The 15,502-nt window shown below is 61.6% G+C and carries 9 protein-coding genes and 1 pseudogene; 6 read left to right on the top strand and 4 right to left on the bottom strand.

The features are described 5' to 3' along the window. The first annotated feature begins 466 nt into the window (after window positions 1-466). Window positions 467-2,617 (top strand): FAD-dependent oxidoreductase, encoded by a 2,151-nt coding sequence (locus UF78_RS07255; RefSeq protein WP_045161417.1) that lies wholly within the window; start codon window positions 467-469, stop codon window positions 2,615-2,617. A gap of 11 nt (window positions 2,618-2,628) precedes the next feature. Here the strand turns inward: UF78_RS07255 and UF78_RS22555 are convergent. From UF78_RS22555 to imuA, 4 genes and pseudogenes are all read right to left on the bottom strand, one after another. Then, a pseudogene (locus UF78_RS22555) lies at window positions 2,629-2,801 on the bottom strand (Rieske 2Fe-2S domain-containing protein); the annotation flags it as partial. 30 nt (window positions 2,802-2,831) lie between these two features. Then, window positions 2,832-5,915 carry an error-prone DNA polymerase gene (locus tag UF78_RS07260; RefSeq protein WP_045161419.1) on the bottom strand — a complete coding sequence of 1,028 codons (3,084 nt, stop codon included), beginning with the start codon at window positions 5,913-5,915 and terminating at the stop codon, window positions 2,832-2,834. Beyond that, complete coding sequence (locus UF78_RS07265; RefSeq protein WP_045161734.1) at window positions 5,912-7,324, bottom strand: Y-family DNA polymerase; 1,413 nt, start codon at window positions 7,322-7,324, stop codon at window positions 5,912-5,914. The genes UF78_RS07260 and UF78_RS07265 overlap by 4 nt, the downstream gene beginning before the upstream one ends. A gap of 7 nt (window positions 7,325-7,331) precedes the next feature. Further along, entirely contained in the window at window positions 7,332-7,949 is a 618-nt protein-coding gene (gene imuA / locus UF78_RS07270) for a translesion DNA synthesis-associated protein ImuA (RefSeq protein ID WP_045161420.1), read from the bottom strand. 343 nt (window positions 7,950-8,292) lie between these two features. On the opposite strand from imuA, the gene ccoN reads away from it, so the two are divergent. The 5 genes from ccoN (at window position 8,293) to gyrA (ending at window position 15,407) form a co-directional block, all read left to right on the top strand. Beyond that, the gene (ccoN, locus tag UF78_RS07275; RefSeq protein ID WP_045161421.1) at window positions 8,293-9,729 is read left to right on the top strand and encodes a cytochrome-c oxidase, cbb3-type subunit I; all 1,437 of its coding nucleotides are present in this window, start codon (window positions 8,293-8,295) and stop codon (window positions 9,727-9,729) included. A 141-nt stretch (window positions 9,730-9,870) separates the two neighbouring features. After that, a complete protein-coding gene (locus UF78_RS07280; RefSeq protein ID WP_045161423.1) occupies window positions 9,871-10,452 on the top strand; it encodes an RBBP9/YdeN family alpha/beta hydrolase in 582 nt (193 codons plus the stop codon). A gap of 68 nt (window positions 10,453-10,520) precedes the next feature. Continuing rightward, entirely contained in the window at window positions 10,521-11,162 is a 642-nt protein-coding gene (locus UF78_RS07285; protein WP_045161424.1) for a peroxiredoxin, read from the top strand. Between the two features lie 237 nt (window positions 11,163-11,399). Continuing rightward, the gene (gene mtnA, locus UF78_RS07290) at window positions 11,400-12,476 is read left to right on the top strand and encodes an S-methyl-5-thioribose-1-phosphate isomerase (RefSeq protein ID WP_045161425.1); all 1,077 of its coding nucleotides are present in this window, start codon (window positions 11,400-11,402) and stop codon (window positions 12,474-12,476) included. A gap of 123 nt (window positions 12,477-12,599) precedes the next feature. After that, window positions 12,600-15,407 carry a DNA gyrase subunit A gene (gene gyrA / locus UF78_RS07295; protein ID WP_045161426.1) on the top strand — a complete coding sequence of 936 codons (2,808 nt, stop codon included), beginning with the start codon at window positions 12,600-12,602 and terminating at the stop codon, window positions 15,405-15,407. The last annotated feature ends 95 nt before the right edge of the window (window positions 15,408-15,502 follow it).

Raw genomic sequence — 15,502 nt, forward strand, 5'->3', positions numbered from 1 at the left:
CGGCCTGTTTCGCCCGTTGTTGCCTCTCGTGCACTGTGGTGCGGCTGTGTCGCAACGGAGCTGTGATGGGGACCCATGACGGCACGGCCGCTTAAAGGCGGCGGTATCGGATACATCGCGCCGATCAGGTCAAGCGCGAGGGTCGGCTAGTTTATCAAGAAAGTCTCATTGCATTGGCAGACGTCGCTCTGGCCGCCAACGACCAGACGGCCGGCAATGCGGCATCGGGATCTCGCAGCGCATTTGATCAATGCATGCAACTCCGGCTGGCACTGTCTCGCCAGGACCGCATCGTCTGTTAGGCCGTTGTGCTCGCATGCTGACCCCTATCGGAACGTCTAGGCGCGTCAAAGCTCCAATGCGTGAGCCATGAGAGCGCTTCATCGATGCATTTCTTCAGCAGTACCGCCAGTCTCCATTACGCCCTGTCTCAATTCGCGTCTGCTCCGTCGAGGACCGGGCGCGGATGAAAGTCAGTCGACTCATAATCCTGGCCATGCTCATCGCGGCGGTGGCGTGCTTTTTCATCTTCGATCTCGGCGAATATCTCACCCTCGAATCGATCAAATCGCACAGCGGTGCCTTGCATGGGCAGGTGCAGGCCCATCCGTGGTGGGCCCGTGGGACGTTCTTCGCTGTCTACGTCGCGCTGACTGCACTGTCGTTTCCAGGCACGGTAGTGCTGACGTTGCTCGCCGGTGCCCTGTTCGGGCTGTTGGAAGGCACACTGCTGGTGTCCTTCGCGTCGAATGTCGGTGCGGTAATGGCGATGCTGATCAGCCGCTTCATGCTGCGCGACTGGATACAGAAACGCTTCGGCTCGCAGATCACTGGGATCAACAAGGGGCTGGCGCGTGAGGGCACCTTCTATCTGGTCTCGCTGCGGCTGATTCCCCTGGTGCCTTTTGTGCTGTTGAACCCGGCGCTAGGCCTGACCCGGGTAAGCATCTGGACGTTCTGGTGGACCACCCAGCTGGGTATGTTGCCGGGCAATGCCATCTACGTGAACGCCGGGCAGCAGTTGGTCCGGCTGCAATCGCTGTCCGGCATTCTGTCGCCGAGCATGATCGGTACGCTCGTGCTGCTGGCTGTGTTTCCGTTGCTGGCCACTCGGCTGCTGACGCTGTACAAGGCGCGCCAGGCGTACCGCGGCTGGCACAAGCCGAAATGCTTCGAGCGCAATCTGGTCGTGATCGGTGGCGGTACCGGCGGGCTGGCGACGGCGCGGATCGCCGCTTCCATGAAAGCGCGAGTGAGTCTGTTCGAGCGGCAGCGTCTGGGTGGCGTGGCGGTGCACGAAGGCAGCGTGCCGGCCAGGGCGTTGAGTCGCTCGGCAAATCTCACCCACGCGCTACGCCAAGGTCAGCGGCAGGAGAGCGGACAACGAGTCGAGGCGGCGGATTTCGCTGAGGTAATGGGTCGGGTGAGGCGGCTCGCCGATAAGGCGATGGGATGCCCTTCGGTCGAACATTACACTCGCCTGGGAGTGGAAGTTGTCATGGCCGAGGCCAGGTTGAGCTCGCCATGGGCGGTCGACGTGGAAGGCCGCACCCTGACCAGCCGCGCCATTGTCATCGCCACCGGCAGCCGGCCGTGGACCCCGCCGATTCCCGGCCTTGACGCGGTGGAGCCGCTGACCTGCGATACTCTCTGGAGTCTGCACGAGCGCCCCGAGAGGCTGCTGATACTGGGCAACGGGGCTGGCGCCTGCGAGTTCGCCCAGGCTTTCCAGCGGCTAGGTTGCCAGGTCACTTTGGCCAGCGAGCGCGAGGCTTTGCTCGAACAGGAGGATACGGAAGCGGCACAGGCCGTGACCGCCGCACTGAATGCCGATGGTGTCGAGTTGCGGCTCGGCTTGTCGCCGCTGCGCGTCGAGGTGGTCGAGGGCGAGCGCCGCCTGATTTGCGGTGCGAGAGACGAGGGCGAGCTGGCGCTGCCGTTCGATCGCGTGTTGCTGGCGCTGGGGCAAAGCGCCGATGTCGAGGGGCTAGGGCTGGACGCGTTGGGTCTGCGCTGCGGAGATGATGGCAGTCTCGAGGTCGATGAATACCTGGCGACCCGCTATCCGAACATCTATGCGGTAGGCAGCGTTGCTGGGCCGTATGGTGCGCCTCATGTGGCTGAGCATCAGGCCTGGTACGCCGCGGTCAATGCTTTGTTCGGCGGACTCAGGCGGTTCGCGGTTAGCGAGCGGGTCATACCGCATGCTGTCTTCACCGCCCCTGAGATTGCGTCGGTGGGGCTGACCGAGGCCGAGGCCCGAACGCTTGGGATAGAGTTCGACGTGATCCGGCTGAACCTGGGATCGCTGGCTGGTGCAGTCGCCGAAGGCACCGGTGAAGGCTTCGTCAAGGTGCTCACCGAACCGGGCGAGGATCGCATCCTTGGGGTCACCATCGTTGGCGAGCAGGCCAGCGAGACTCTGGCCGGATTCGTCGTGGCGATGAAGCACAAGCTCGGGCTGAACAAGCTTGCCGATACCGTACAGCTCGGGGCCACCTTGGGTGAGGCCAGCCGGGTAGTGGCCGAAGCCTGGCGGCAGCAGCGCCGGCCGGCACGTACACTCGGCTGGGCCGAGCGTTTTAATCGATGGCGACTCGGAGGCAGTCGGCGTTGAACGGCGCCAGCTTAGTGAGAACACCAGATCTGTCGTTTGCTCAGGGGCTCATGGGCTGAGCCGTGAATCACTTCGCCGTCGAGCTGGAAATCGAGCCATGGCAGGGACAGTCCCAGGTGCGGTCGGCATTGTTCCAGGTCACGGTACAGCCCATGTGCGTGCAGGCCGCGGATACACCGTGCAGCCTTATCGGCGGGTGTCGAGAAACGTCGGATTATTGGAAATCCCGACTGCGTACATCCAGGCCGGTCAGCAGTGGCGTGAGGTCGCTCAGGCGCCCAGCGATGACGTGGCGTACGCCGCTCGCCGACTCCAGATGACCGTCGATTCGCAGCAGCTGCGAATGGATCAGGGCTCGCCGTTGGCGCTCGGCCAGATCGTGCCAAACCACCACGTTGATCATGCCGAACTCGTCTTCCAGGGTGACGAAGATCACGCCGCTGGCGGTTTGCGGACGTTGACGGCCTATCACCAGACCGGCCACGCTGACCAAACGGCCATGCTCAATGTCTGCCAGCTCGCGTGAACTGCGACAGCGCCGGCTTCGGAGCTGTTCGCGTAGCAAGGCCAGCGGGTGCGGGCCGAGCGTGGTGCCGAGGGTGGCGTAGTCGGTCAGCAGGTCCTCGCCGACCGTAGGCAATGGGAGGGGGATCGGCGCTTCCTGTTGCGCGCCCTGGCCAGCGAACAGTGGCAGCTGTGGCTCGACCCCGGCTACTGCCCAGCGTGCCCGGTGACGATGTCCAGCGAGGCCGCGCAGGGCGCTGGCATCGGCCAGTCGTTCGCGGGCGCGGGCATCCAGCTCGGCGCGCAGACACAGGTCATCGACAGCGGCGAATGGTTCAACCTGTCGTGCTGCCTCGATACGCCGCGCATCCGCTTCACGAAAGCCGCGCACCAGTCGCAGGCCCAGGCGGATCGCCGGTTGCTCGTTGGCAGTCGGTTCGAGGCTGCAATCCCAGCCACTGTGCTGGACGTCAACCGGGCGAATTTCCAGACCGTGACGGCGGGCGTCTTGCAGTATCTGGTCGGGATTGTAGAAGCCCATCGGCCAACTATTGATCAAGGCGCAGGCGTAGGCGGCCGGTTCGTGGCATTTGAGCCAACAGCTGGCGTAGGTGAGCAGGGCGAAGCTGGCGGCATGGGATTCGGGAAAGCCATAGCTGCCGAACCCTTTGATCTGTTCGAAGATTCGTGCGATGAAGTCTGCCTCGTAGCCCTTGGCGAGCATGCGTTCGGTCAGTCGCTGGCGATGGGGCTCCAGGCCGCCATGACGCTTCCAGGCGGCCATGGATCGGCGCAACTCGTCGGCTTCGCCGGGCGTATATTCGGCGGCAACGATTGCCAGCTCCATCACCTGTTCCTGGAACAGCGGCACACCGAGTGTGCGCTCGAAGACCGGTTTCAATTCATCGGAAGGGTATTTCACCTCTTCTTCATCATTACGTCGACGCAGGTAGGGATGAACCATATCGCCCTGAATCGGCCCTGGGCGCACAATAGCGACCTGGATTACCAGATCGTAGAACTCCCTGGGGCGCAGGCGCGGAAGCATGGCCATCTGGGCCCGTGATTCGATCTGGAACACGCCGACAGTATCGGCACGGCTAATCATGTCGTAGGTCGCACGGTCTTCCTGCGGCAGGCTGGCAATCGTCCAGCATGTGCCGCGATAGCGTTCGATCAGATTGAAACAGCGGCGCAGCGCACTGAGCATGCCGAGGGCGAGGACATCGACCTTGAGCAGACCTACGGCATCCAGATCGTCTTTGTCCCACTGAATCACGGTGCGCTCGGCCATGCTGGCATTTTCCACCGGCACCAAGGTTTCCAGCGCGTGCTCGGAAATGACGAACCCTCCCGGGTGCTGTGAAAGGTGGCGGGGGAAACCGATCAATTCGCCAGTCAGCACCAATACCCGGTGCAGCACCGGACTGCGCGGGTCGAAGCCTGCTTCACGCAAACGCGCGTCGTCAGGAATCCGGTCGCTCCAGCGTCCGCAGCAATCGGCCAGCGCGTTGATCTGATCCGGTGGCAGGCAGAGCGCCTTGGCAACGTCGCGCAAGGCGCCGGTGGCGTGGTAGGTGCTGACGACGGCGGTGAGCGCGGCCCGCTCACGGCCATAGCGGCGAAATACATACTGAATGACTTCCTCGCGGCGTTCGTGCTCGAAATCGACGTCGATGTCCGGTGGCTCCTTGCGCTCACGAGATAGGAAGCGTTCAAACAGTAGCCGGCTGCCTGCGCGTGCGGGGTCGAGTTCGGTGATACCCAACGCGAAGCACACAGTGGAATTGGCTGCCGAGCCACGGCCTTGGCAGAGGATTCCTTGTTTACGGGCCCACCGGACGAGGTCATGCACGGTTAAGAAGTAATTTTCGTACTTCAGTTCGGCGATCAGTTTCAGCTCATGCTCGATTTGCGCACGGTTCTTCGGCGTTACGCCATCTGGCCAGCGCCAGCGCGCGCCATCTTCGACCAGTTTGCGCAGCCAGGAAGTAGCGTTATGGCTCGCAGGCACCAGCTCATGTGGGTATCGGTATTCCAATTGGCTGAGATCGAACTGACAGCGCTCAGCGATGCGCAACGTTTCTGTGAGCAGCTCTGGCGGATACAGCTCAAGCAGTTCCTCGTATCGGCGTAGATGGCGTTCGCCGTTAGGGAACAAGTAGCGGCCGGCCTCAACTACCGGCAAGTGATGACGGACCGCGGTCATGCAGTCCTGCAGCGCACGGCGTCCTCGGGCATGCATATGCACGTCGCCGCAGGCTACCGCAGGCAGGTTCAGGCGGGTGGCCAGTGCCTTCCATTGGCGCAGGCGTAGCATGTCGTCTGGCCCACGGTGCAGTCCGATGCCCAGCCAGAGGCGCTCCGGAAATCGTTCGCGTAGCCAGCGGCCCTCGAGATCAGCCTCGGGTTGACCGGCAATCCAGATGGCCAGTAGTCCATCCAGTGGCTCGCTCAGGTCTTCGGCTAGAAGCCGGTAGCGACCTTTTTCGGCGCGACGGCGGGCGCGGGTGATCAAGCGGCACAAGGCCTGATAACCGGTGATGTTTTCCACCAGCAAAACCAGCTTGGGCCCGTCTTCGATCTGAATCTCACTGCCGATGATCAATGGCAGACCGATATCCTTCGAAGCCTGCCAGGCCCGTACGATGCCGGCCAGGGTGCATTCGTCGGTGATGGCCAACGCTCGATAGCCGAGGCGGGCGGCGCGCTCGAAGAGTTCGCGGGCACTGGAGGCACCTCGCTGGAAGCTGAAGTTGGATAGGCAATGCAGCTCGACGTAAGCGGTCATCATGCGAACCAGCCGTGCAACAGCAACGGCCCTCCATCCGTTGAGCGGAAGGCCCAGCCGCGCTGGCCGGTGCGGGTTTCCACCAGGTAATAGTCGCGGCGCACATCGCCGCCATCCCACCAGCCCGACTCGATGCGTTCGGGGCCGGCGAGAAGGCGCAGGGATGCCTCATACAATGGCTTCGGTTCGGCCAATAGCCAGCTGGGGCGCGGGCCGATGTCTGATGGCAACTCATTCCGAGTGGTGTGTTGCGGTTGCCAGGCGCATTCGGGGCGATGGTCGGCACGCGTGCAGAGCCCTTGCACGGCGTCGTCTCCCAGGCGGGCCCGCAGGCGCTCGCGTAGCTGCTCCCAAGGCAGCGACTGCTGCGGTCGTTCTTCGAATAACTGGCGGTGCTCAGGGACGAACGCTGGCAATTCATGCGCGACCAGGCGTATCGCCAGTGTCGGCGCCGGCAGTTGCATATGTTCCAGCCGACCACGCGTCAACTCGAACAGCATGGCCGGATCGCGCTCGGCACTGAGCAGGCCAACCGGTATCTGGCTATCGGTCAGGCTGCGGTGCTCCAGATGCAGGGTGAAGCGTTGCACTCCACTGTCGCGACCGGCTAGGTAGGCGGCAAGATCGGCGGTCAGGCGACGCAGCGGGAATAGCAATGCCTGGTGGGACTCGACTTCGAAGTTCAACTCGATCCGGGCATCGAAGCGGTCTGGCGGCCGGTAGAAGTCCAGCGCCAAGGGACGATGATCGAGCAGGGTATCGAGGTGCTTCAGCACTTCTGCCGGAAAGCGTCGCGCCAGACCCGCTCGTGGTAGCGCGAGCACCTGCCTCAGAGTCCGCAGGCCCATGCGCGCAAAGGCGGTCGTCACTTCGCGCGGCAGACCGATACGCTCGACCGGCAATGGGGCCAGCACGCTCTGCAGCGTCTCGGTATCCGTCACGGCCAGGCCATCATGTGCGTTGGCCAGTACCCGCGCAGCGGCGGGGTTCGGTGCCAGCGTAATACGGTGCTGAAAGCCCAAGGCATGCAGTTCCTCGCGCAGGCGCGCTTCCAGACGCGGCCAGGGACCGAACAAAGCAAGGCTGGAGTGCACTTCCAGGAGCAGACAGCGCGGATAATGCAGGCTCACCTGGGAGCTGAAGCCGTAGGCCCAGGCAGCGAGGAATTGCTGCCAGCGCTCGATCGAAGCCAGGTCATATTCAGCCGTGGTGAAGTCGCGGGTCAGCGCCTGGGCGGCAATCAGCGATTGACCCGGTTTGAGGCCGAGCGACCGCGCCATCGGATTGACTGCCTGCAGCACTCGACGCTGCGGCGTTCCGCTCAACAGGGCCAGCGGTGCGTCGGCATCGCTACGGTTGCGTAGCACGCCATCTATGGCCAGTTGCGGCAGCAATATGCAGGCCCAGAGCATGACCATTTCAATGCCACGCTGTGGCAGGAATCGGGCGTGCCGGAGCCAGACCGCCACGGCACTTGAGTATCCGTAACTGCGCTGGCTGAGCCTCGACCGCCAAGCGCAGTGCCGCTGGCGAGGGGTTGATCGCCTCGCGCAGTGGACGGTAGGCGAAAGCCAGTGTCTGACCGGTCTCGGCGGCCACCTGCAGGCGACGCAGGGCGCGGTCTTCGGCCTGTTGCGGCCAACACAATACTGCGCCGCAGCTACCCGAACGCAGGCATTGCTCGGCAGCCCATAAGGCGTCACGGCCTTGAGTATTGACGATCGTCAGCTGGCGCAGGTCGACACCGGCTGCCATCCAGGCCTGGGGATAGGGCACATATGGGGGCGCCACCAGCACCACGCGTTCACCGGCCATGGTCAATCGCGCCAGGGTCGGCCAGAGCAGGCGCAATTCGCCGATACCGCTCGTGGCAATCAACAGCTCGCTCAGTGCCGATTCCGGCCAGCCGCCGCCGGGCAGGGCGGCATCCAGCGCGGCATGTCCGGTCGGCTGACTGCTGGTCGAGACGAAGCTGGACTGGCCGCGCCATAGGCGGCGCGCATCGAGCAGATGATTGAGGGCAACCACAGATGCCATGACGATGGGATCTTCCAAATACTGTATATGGATACAGTATTTGGGTTCGCCAAATGCCGGTCAAGTTGCGGGCGATGAAAAGCGCAGCGCCAGGCATCGGCGTCTGTTGTCAGTGTCGAGGTTGCATCAATGGCCAGAGAAACGACGTGGATCGCGCAAGACGAATGCGCGGCTTGGTGTGCGCGACACGTGCTTCTATTTGTATAAATATAAATGCACTTAACGATGATGAATATTCGTTATAAGTATTTAAATCGATGCGACACACTGTTTGTCGCTCGCTCTGGCCGGCGACGCCCGCCGCTGATGGACGAGCTTTATTCATCTGTCTCCAGGAAATGTCATGGCTGATGCTGCAGTGCTCGATACACCCGATTACAACTACGAAGTCGTCCGTCGCTTCACCTTGATGACCCTGTTCTGGGGTGTGGTTGGAATGGGGATGGGTGCGTTCATCGCCGCCCAATTGGTCTGGCCAGAACTCAATTTCGGGTTGCCTTGGACCACTTTCGGGCGCCTGCGCCCGGTGCACACCAATCTAGTGATCTTCGCGTTCGGCGGCGGCGCGCTGTTCGCGACCTCCTTCTATGTGGTGCAGCGGACCTGCAAGGTGCGACTGATCTCCGACGGGCTGGCCAACTTCGTGTTCTGGGGCTGGCAGGCGGCGATCATTGCAATGCTGGTCAGCTATCCGTTGGGTATTACCTCTTCGAAGGAATACGCTGAGATGGAATGGCCGATTGCGTTCTGGGTGACGCTGGTCTGGGTGGCCTATGCCTATCTGTTCATCGGCACGATCGCGCGGCGGCGAACCCAGCACATCTATGTTGCCAATTGGTTCTATGGCGCCTTCATCGTCGTGACGGCGATGGTCCATGTGATCAACCACATTGCCATCCCGGTGACCCTGTTCAAATCCTACTCGGCCTACTCCGGCGCCACGGATGCCATGATCCAGTGGTGGTACGGGCATAGCGTGGTGGGCTTCATCCTCTCGGTGGGCTTTCTCGGGATGATGTACTACTTCGTGCCGAAGCAGGCCGAGCGGCCGGTGTATTCCTATCGGCTGTCCATCGTGCATTTCTGGGCGATCATCAGCCTGTACATCTGGGCCGGCCCGCACCATCTGCACTACACCGCATTGCCGGATTGGGCGCAGAGCCTCGGTATGGCGATGTCGGTGGTGCTGCTGGCGCCCAGCTGGGGCGGCATGATCAACGGCATGATGACGCTCTCCGGTGCCTGGCATAAATTGCGCACTGATCCGATCCTGCGCTTTCTGGTGGTTTCCCTGGCGTTCTACGGCATGTCGACCTTCGAGGGGCCGATGATGGCCATCAAGACGGTCAACGCATTGTCGCACTATACGGACTGGACCATCGGCCACGTGCATGCCGGTGCGCTGGGCTGGGTCGCGATGATCTCCATCGGCACGCTCTACCACATGATTCCAAAACTCTGGGGCCGCGAGCAGATGCACAGCGTCGGGCTGATCAATGCGCACTTCTGGCTGGCCACCATCGGCACCGTGCTCTACATCGCCTCGATGTGGGTCAATGGCATCACTCAGGGTCTGATGTGGCGTGCGATCAATGAAGACGGCACGCTGACGTATTCCTTCGTCGAGGCGCTGGAGGCCAGCCATCCCGGCTATGTGGTGCGACTGATTGGCGGCGGCACCTTCGTTCTGGGCATGCTGCTGATGGCCTATAACGCCTGGCGCACAGTGCGCGTAGCGGACCGGCGTGCAGTCGAGGTAACTGTCATGCAGGTCGTCTAATGGGCAGCTTCTTCCGTTGATCGATCATTGACGTTGCTTGAGAAGAAATTTAATTAGGTTATAAATAAATAATTTCTTATTCTTTTATGTGAGCTGCGCGAGTGGCTAGACTGGCTTCCATCATTTCGGAGGCACACCTCGATGCGCAGCGAATCGATCCGTTATCTGATAGTGCCGGGCTGGAAAGGCTCGCCCGCCGCTCACTGGCAAAGCCATTGGCAACGCAGCCTTCCAAACAGCGCCAGGGTGGAGCAGTCCGATTGGCTACACCCTCGCCGCGAAGACTGGATCGCCGAGCTGGATCGCAGCGTGGCAATGAGCACGCAGCCGATCATCCTCATCGCGCATAGTCTGGGTTGCGTTACCGTCGCCCACTGGGCCGCACAAGCTTCGATGGATACATTGCAGCGGGTTCGTGGCGCGTTGCTGGTCGCGCCAGCGGATGTGCAGCGTGAGGGATGCCCCGACGCCCTGCGCGATTTCGCGCCGATTTCCCGTCAAGCATTGCCATTTCCCAGCCTGCTGGTCGGCTCCGACAGCGATGCCGCAGCGACAGCCGACCGAGCCATCGAGCTGGGCCAGAATTGGGCAAGTGATACCGTCATTCTCCGTGGCGTCGGGCACATCAATACGCAATCGGGCCATACCCATTGGACGTCGGGTTTCGCCTACCTGTACCGCCTGCAAAATCGAATCGCTCAGCAGGCCCGCAAAACGGCCTGACGCTGGTAGCAGGAACCCGGTCGCCCATTGCGACCGCCATCAGTAGCATGCATACGAGGAAAAAAGACATGAGCATCCGTCTCGGCGACATCGCCCCCGACTTCGAACAGGATTCCAGCGAAGGCCGCATTCGCTTTCATGAATGGCTTGGCAGCAGTTGGGGCGTGCTGTTTTCTCATCCGGCCGACTTTACGCCAGTCTGCACCACCGAGCTGGGTTTCACCGCCAAGCTTAAAGACGAGTTCGCCAAGCGCAACGTCAAAGCCATTGCGCTTTCAGTGGATCCGGTCGATTCGCATGTGAAGTGGATCGATGACATCAACGAAACCCAGAACACGCGAGTCAACTTTCCGATCCTGGCTGATGCCGACCGCAAGGTGTCCGAGCTGTACGACCTGATTCACCCCAATGCCAACGACACGTTGACGGTTCGTTCGCTGTTCGTCATCGATCCGAATAAAAAGGTGCGATTGACCATTACCTACCCGGCTAGCACTGGGCGCAACTTCAACGAAATTCTGCGTGTGATCGACTCCCTACAACTGACTGATAACCACAAGGTCGCGACGCCGGCCAACTGGCAGGACGGCGACGAGGTGGTCATCGTGCCTTCGCTGCAGGACGAGGAAGAGCTCAAGCAGCGCTTCCCGAAGGGCTACCGCGCGGTGAAGCCTTATCTACGTCTCACCCCACAACCGAATCGCGAATAGGTACGCCACATCACAGCAATCGGCTGCCTCGATCGGCCTTTGCTTGTGCTGGAAAAATCAGTCGATTAGGATTCGCGCCCGGGTATGGGGCGTGAGTGTCATATCACTCCGCATGACCCTTTCGAATGTTGAAGCCCGGTTCGGAGACGACCGGGCTTTTTTGTGCCGGCCCGCAATCTGTACGGACCGGTTCCGCCCCTGAATGTCAGGGGATCAGTGAACAATGAGGGGATTGCCATGCGCGAACGCTTGCTGGCCGCGGAAAAAGTGAAGGCTATCGAGTGGCAGAACGGGCAGTTACGTTTGCTCGACCAGCGCAAGTTGCCGCTGGAAGAGATATGGCATTCCTACGATTGCGCTGCTGCTGTAGCCACGGCCATCCGCGAGATGGTCGTGCGGGGCGCTCCGGCGATCGGCATCAGCGCGGCGTATGGCTTGGTAATGGGGCTCAAGGCTCGGCTCACCGAAGGCGGCGACTGGCGTACGGCGTTGGAAGCGGACTTTGAAGTGCTTGCAGATTCGCGTCCGACTGCTGTCAATCTATTCTGGGCGCTGAATCAGATGCGCGAGCGACTCGACCGTTTGAAGCCGGGCGAGGATCCGCTGACAGCTGCCGAGGCACAAGCCGTCTCCATTCACGACAGCGATCGCGAAGCCAATCTAACCATGGCGCAATTCGGTGTCGATCTGATCCGCAAGCATCAGGGCAATCCGCAAAACCTACTCACTCACTGCAATACCGGTGCACTGGCTACTGGTGGCTTCGGAACCGCGCTCGGTGTGATCCGTGCGGCGCATCTGGAGGGGCTTGTCGAGTGCGTTTATGCCGATGAAACCCGTCCCTGGTTGCAAGGCTCGCGTCTGACCGCCTGGGAGCTTGCTGGAGAGGGCGTGCCGGTCACATTGAATGCCGACTCGGCCGCTGCGCATCTTATGAAGACGCGTGGCATTACCTGGGTAATCGTGGGGGCCGACCGAATCACGGCCAACGGCGACGTTGCCAACAAGATCGGCACCTATCAGCTCGCCGTGCTCGCCATGCATCATGGCGTGCGGTTCATGGTGGTGGCGCCCAGTTCGACCATTGACATGGAGCTGGAAGCCGGCGACGACATTCCCATCGAGGAACGTGCCGGCAGCGAGTTGCTGGAAGTCAACGGCCAGCGGTTCGCGGCGGAAGTCGATGCGTTCAATCCGGTATTCGATGTGACGCCGGCGGACCTCATCGACGCCATCGTGACCGAAAAGGGTGTGGTCGAACGACCGAATGCGGCCAAGCTCGCCGCTTTGATGAGCCGCAAACGACTCCATTGATTACTTTAGGCAAACCCGGGGATCTCTTCTCGGGTGTGCATCCTGGAGCCTCTGGCTCGCCAGCTGTGATACCATCCCGCGCTTAATCGCAGGACCCTGCTGACTACAAGGAACCAGGCTTCCATGGGCGAACTGGCCAAAGAAATCCTCCCGGTCAATATCGAAGACGAACTCAAGCAGTCCTATCTCGACTACGCCATGAGCGTAATCGTCGGACGGGCGCTGCCGGATGCGCGCGACGGATTGAAGCCCGTACATCGCCGTGTGCTTTTTGCCATGAGCGAACTGGGTAACGACTGGAACAAGCCATACAAGAAATCCGCCCGTGTGGTCGGTGATGTGATCGGTAAATACCATCCTCACGGCGACTCGGCGGTATACGACACCATCGTGCGGATGGCGCAGCCTTTCTCGTTGCGCTACATGCTGGTCGATGGCCAAGGCAACTTCGGTTCGGTGGACGGCGATAATGCCGCCGCCATGCGTTACACCGAAGTGCGGATGGCCAAGCTGGCGCACGAACTGCTGGCCGATCTGGACAAGGAAACCGTCGATTGGGTGCCCAACTACGACGGCACCGAGCAGATTCCGGCGGTCATGCCGACCAAGATCCCGAACCTGCTGGTTAACGGTTCCAGCGGTATCGCCGTGGGTATGGCGACCAATATTCCGCCGCATAACCTCGGCGAAGTCATCGATGGCTGCCTAGCGCTGATCGGGAACGCCGACATCACCATCGACGAACTGATGCAGTTCATCCCGGGTCCTGACTTCCCCACCGCCGGCATCATCAACGGCCGCGCCGGTATCGTCGAGGCCTACCGCACCGGTCGCGGACGCATCTACATGCGGGCGCGCTCGATCATCGAAGACATCGACAAGGTCGGTGGGCGTCAGCAGATCGTCATCACCGAGCTGCCTTATCAGCTGAACAAGGCGCGTCTGATCGAGAAGATCGCCGAGCTGGTTAAAGAGAAGAAGCTCGAAGGCATCACCGAGTTGCGCGACGAGTCCGACAAAGACGGCATGCGCGTGGTGATCGAGCTGCGTCGCGGTGAAGTGCCTGAGGTCATCCTCAACAATCTCTACGCCCAGACCCAGCTGCAGAGCGTGTTCGGCATCAACGTGGTGGCACTGATCGACGGCCAGCCGCGCACGCTGAATCTCAAGGAACTGCTCGAGGCCTTCGTTCGCCATCGCCGCGAAGTGGTCACCCGCCGGACCGTCTACGAGCTGCGCAAGGCGCGCGAGCGTGGGCATATCCTCGAAGGTCAGGCGGTCGCGCTGTCCAACATCGACCCGGTGATCGCCCTGATCAAGGCCTCGCCGACCCCGGCCGAGGCGAAGGAAGCGTTGATTGCCGAGGCCTGGGAATCGAGCGCCGTCGAGTCGATGGTCGAGCGTGCTGGTGCCGACTCCTGCCGCCCAGAGGGGCTTGATCCGCAGTACGGTCTGCGTGATGGCAAGTACTACCTGTCGCCGGAACAGGCTCAGGCCATTCTTGATCTGCGCCTGCACCGTCTGACGGGGCTGGAGCACGAGAAGCTGCTCAGCGAGTATCAGGAGATCCTGACCCAGATCGGTGAGCTGATCCGTATCCTTACCGATCCCGTGCGCCTGATGGAGGTCATCCGCGAGGAGCTCGAAGGCGTCAAGCGCGATTTCGGCGATGCGCGTCGCACCGAAATTCTCGAGGCGCGACTGGATCTGACCCTGGCCGATCTGATCACCGAGGAAGAGCGCGTCGTCACCATTTCCCACGGCGGCTATGCCAAGTCCCAGCCGCTGGCCGCCTATCAGGCGCAGCGCCGCGGCGGACGCGGCAAGGCGGCGACCGGCGTCAAGGAAGAGGATTACGTCGAGCATCTGTTGGTTGCCAACAGCCACACGACCCTGCTGCTGTTTTCCAGCAAGGGCAAGGTCTATTGGCTCAAGACCTATGAGATTCCGGAAGCCTCGCGCACCTCGCGCGGACGTCCGCTGGTCAACCTGCTGCCGCTTTCCGAAGGCGAGCACATCACCGCTATGCTCCAAGTCGACATTGAGGCTGCACGTCAGCAGCAGCTGAATGGCGAGGACGATGTCGAGGATGCGGAAATCATCAGCGAAGCCGATGAGGCGGAAGAGTCGCTCGACGGCGAAGAATCCGACGAGTCGATAGACGAGCCGACCGGCACCTACATCTTCATGGCGACAGCCAAGGGCACAGTGAAGAAGACTCCGCTTTCCCAGTTCAGCCGTCCGCGCAGTGTCGGTCTGATCGCGCTCGGCCTGGAGGAGGGCGATACCCTCATCGCTGCTGCGGTTACCGACGGGGCGCGTGAAGTCATGCTGTTCTCCGATGGCGGAAAGGTGATTCGCTTCAAGGAGAAGCATGTCCGCACCATGGGCCGTACTGCTCGTGGCGTTCGAGGCATGCGTCTGCCTGAAGGGCAGCGTCTGATCTCCATGCTAATCCCTGAGCCTAATGCGCAAATTCTCACCGCCAGCCTCAACGGCTACGGCAAGCGCACTGTGATCGATGAGTTCCCGCGCCGCGGTCGCGGTGGTCAGGGCGTAATCGCCATGGTGACCAACGAGCGCAACGGCCCGCTGGTCGGCGCCGTTCAGGTGCAGCAGGGCGAGGAGATCATGCTGATTTCCGACCAGGGCACGCTGGTGCGTACCCGTGTCGATGAGGTGTCGTCGCTGGGCCGTAATACCCAGGGCGTGACGCTGATCAAACTGGGCAAGAACGAGCATCTGGTTGGCCTCGAAAGGGTTCAGGAGCCCTCCGAGGAAGACGTACTGGAAGACATCGAGGCGGTTCTCGATGACGAGGCGCTGGACAAGGAAATGCCTGTCGTCAGCACCGAGCCCAGCGAGGACGAGCTGCTTGGCGGAGGCGGAGACGTACCGCCGGACGTGGTGCCTACCGACGACGAAAACTGATTCGGACGACATGCGAAGCCTTCGGTCTTCGCATGTCGGTATCGAACGGAAACCCGCTGCGGGTGAAGGGATTGCAAGCGCTGTACCTGAGCGCC

It is taken from the genome of Stutzerimonas stutzeri, from assembly GCF_000952685.1.
Classification (GTDB): Bacteria; Pseudomonadota; Gammaproteobacteria; order Pseudomonadales; family Pseudomonadaceae; genus Stutzerimonas; species Stutzerimonas stutzeri_E.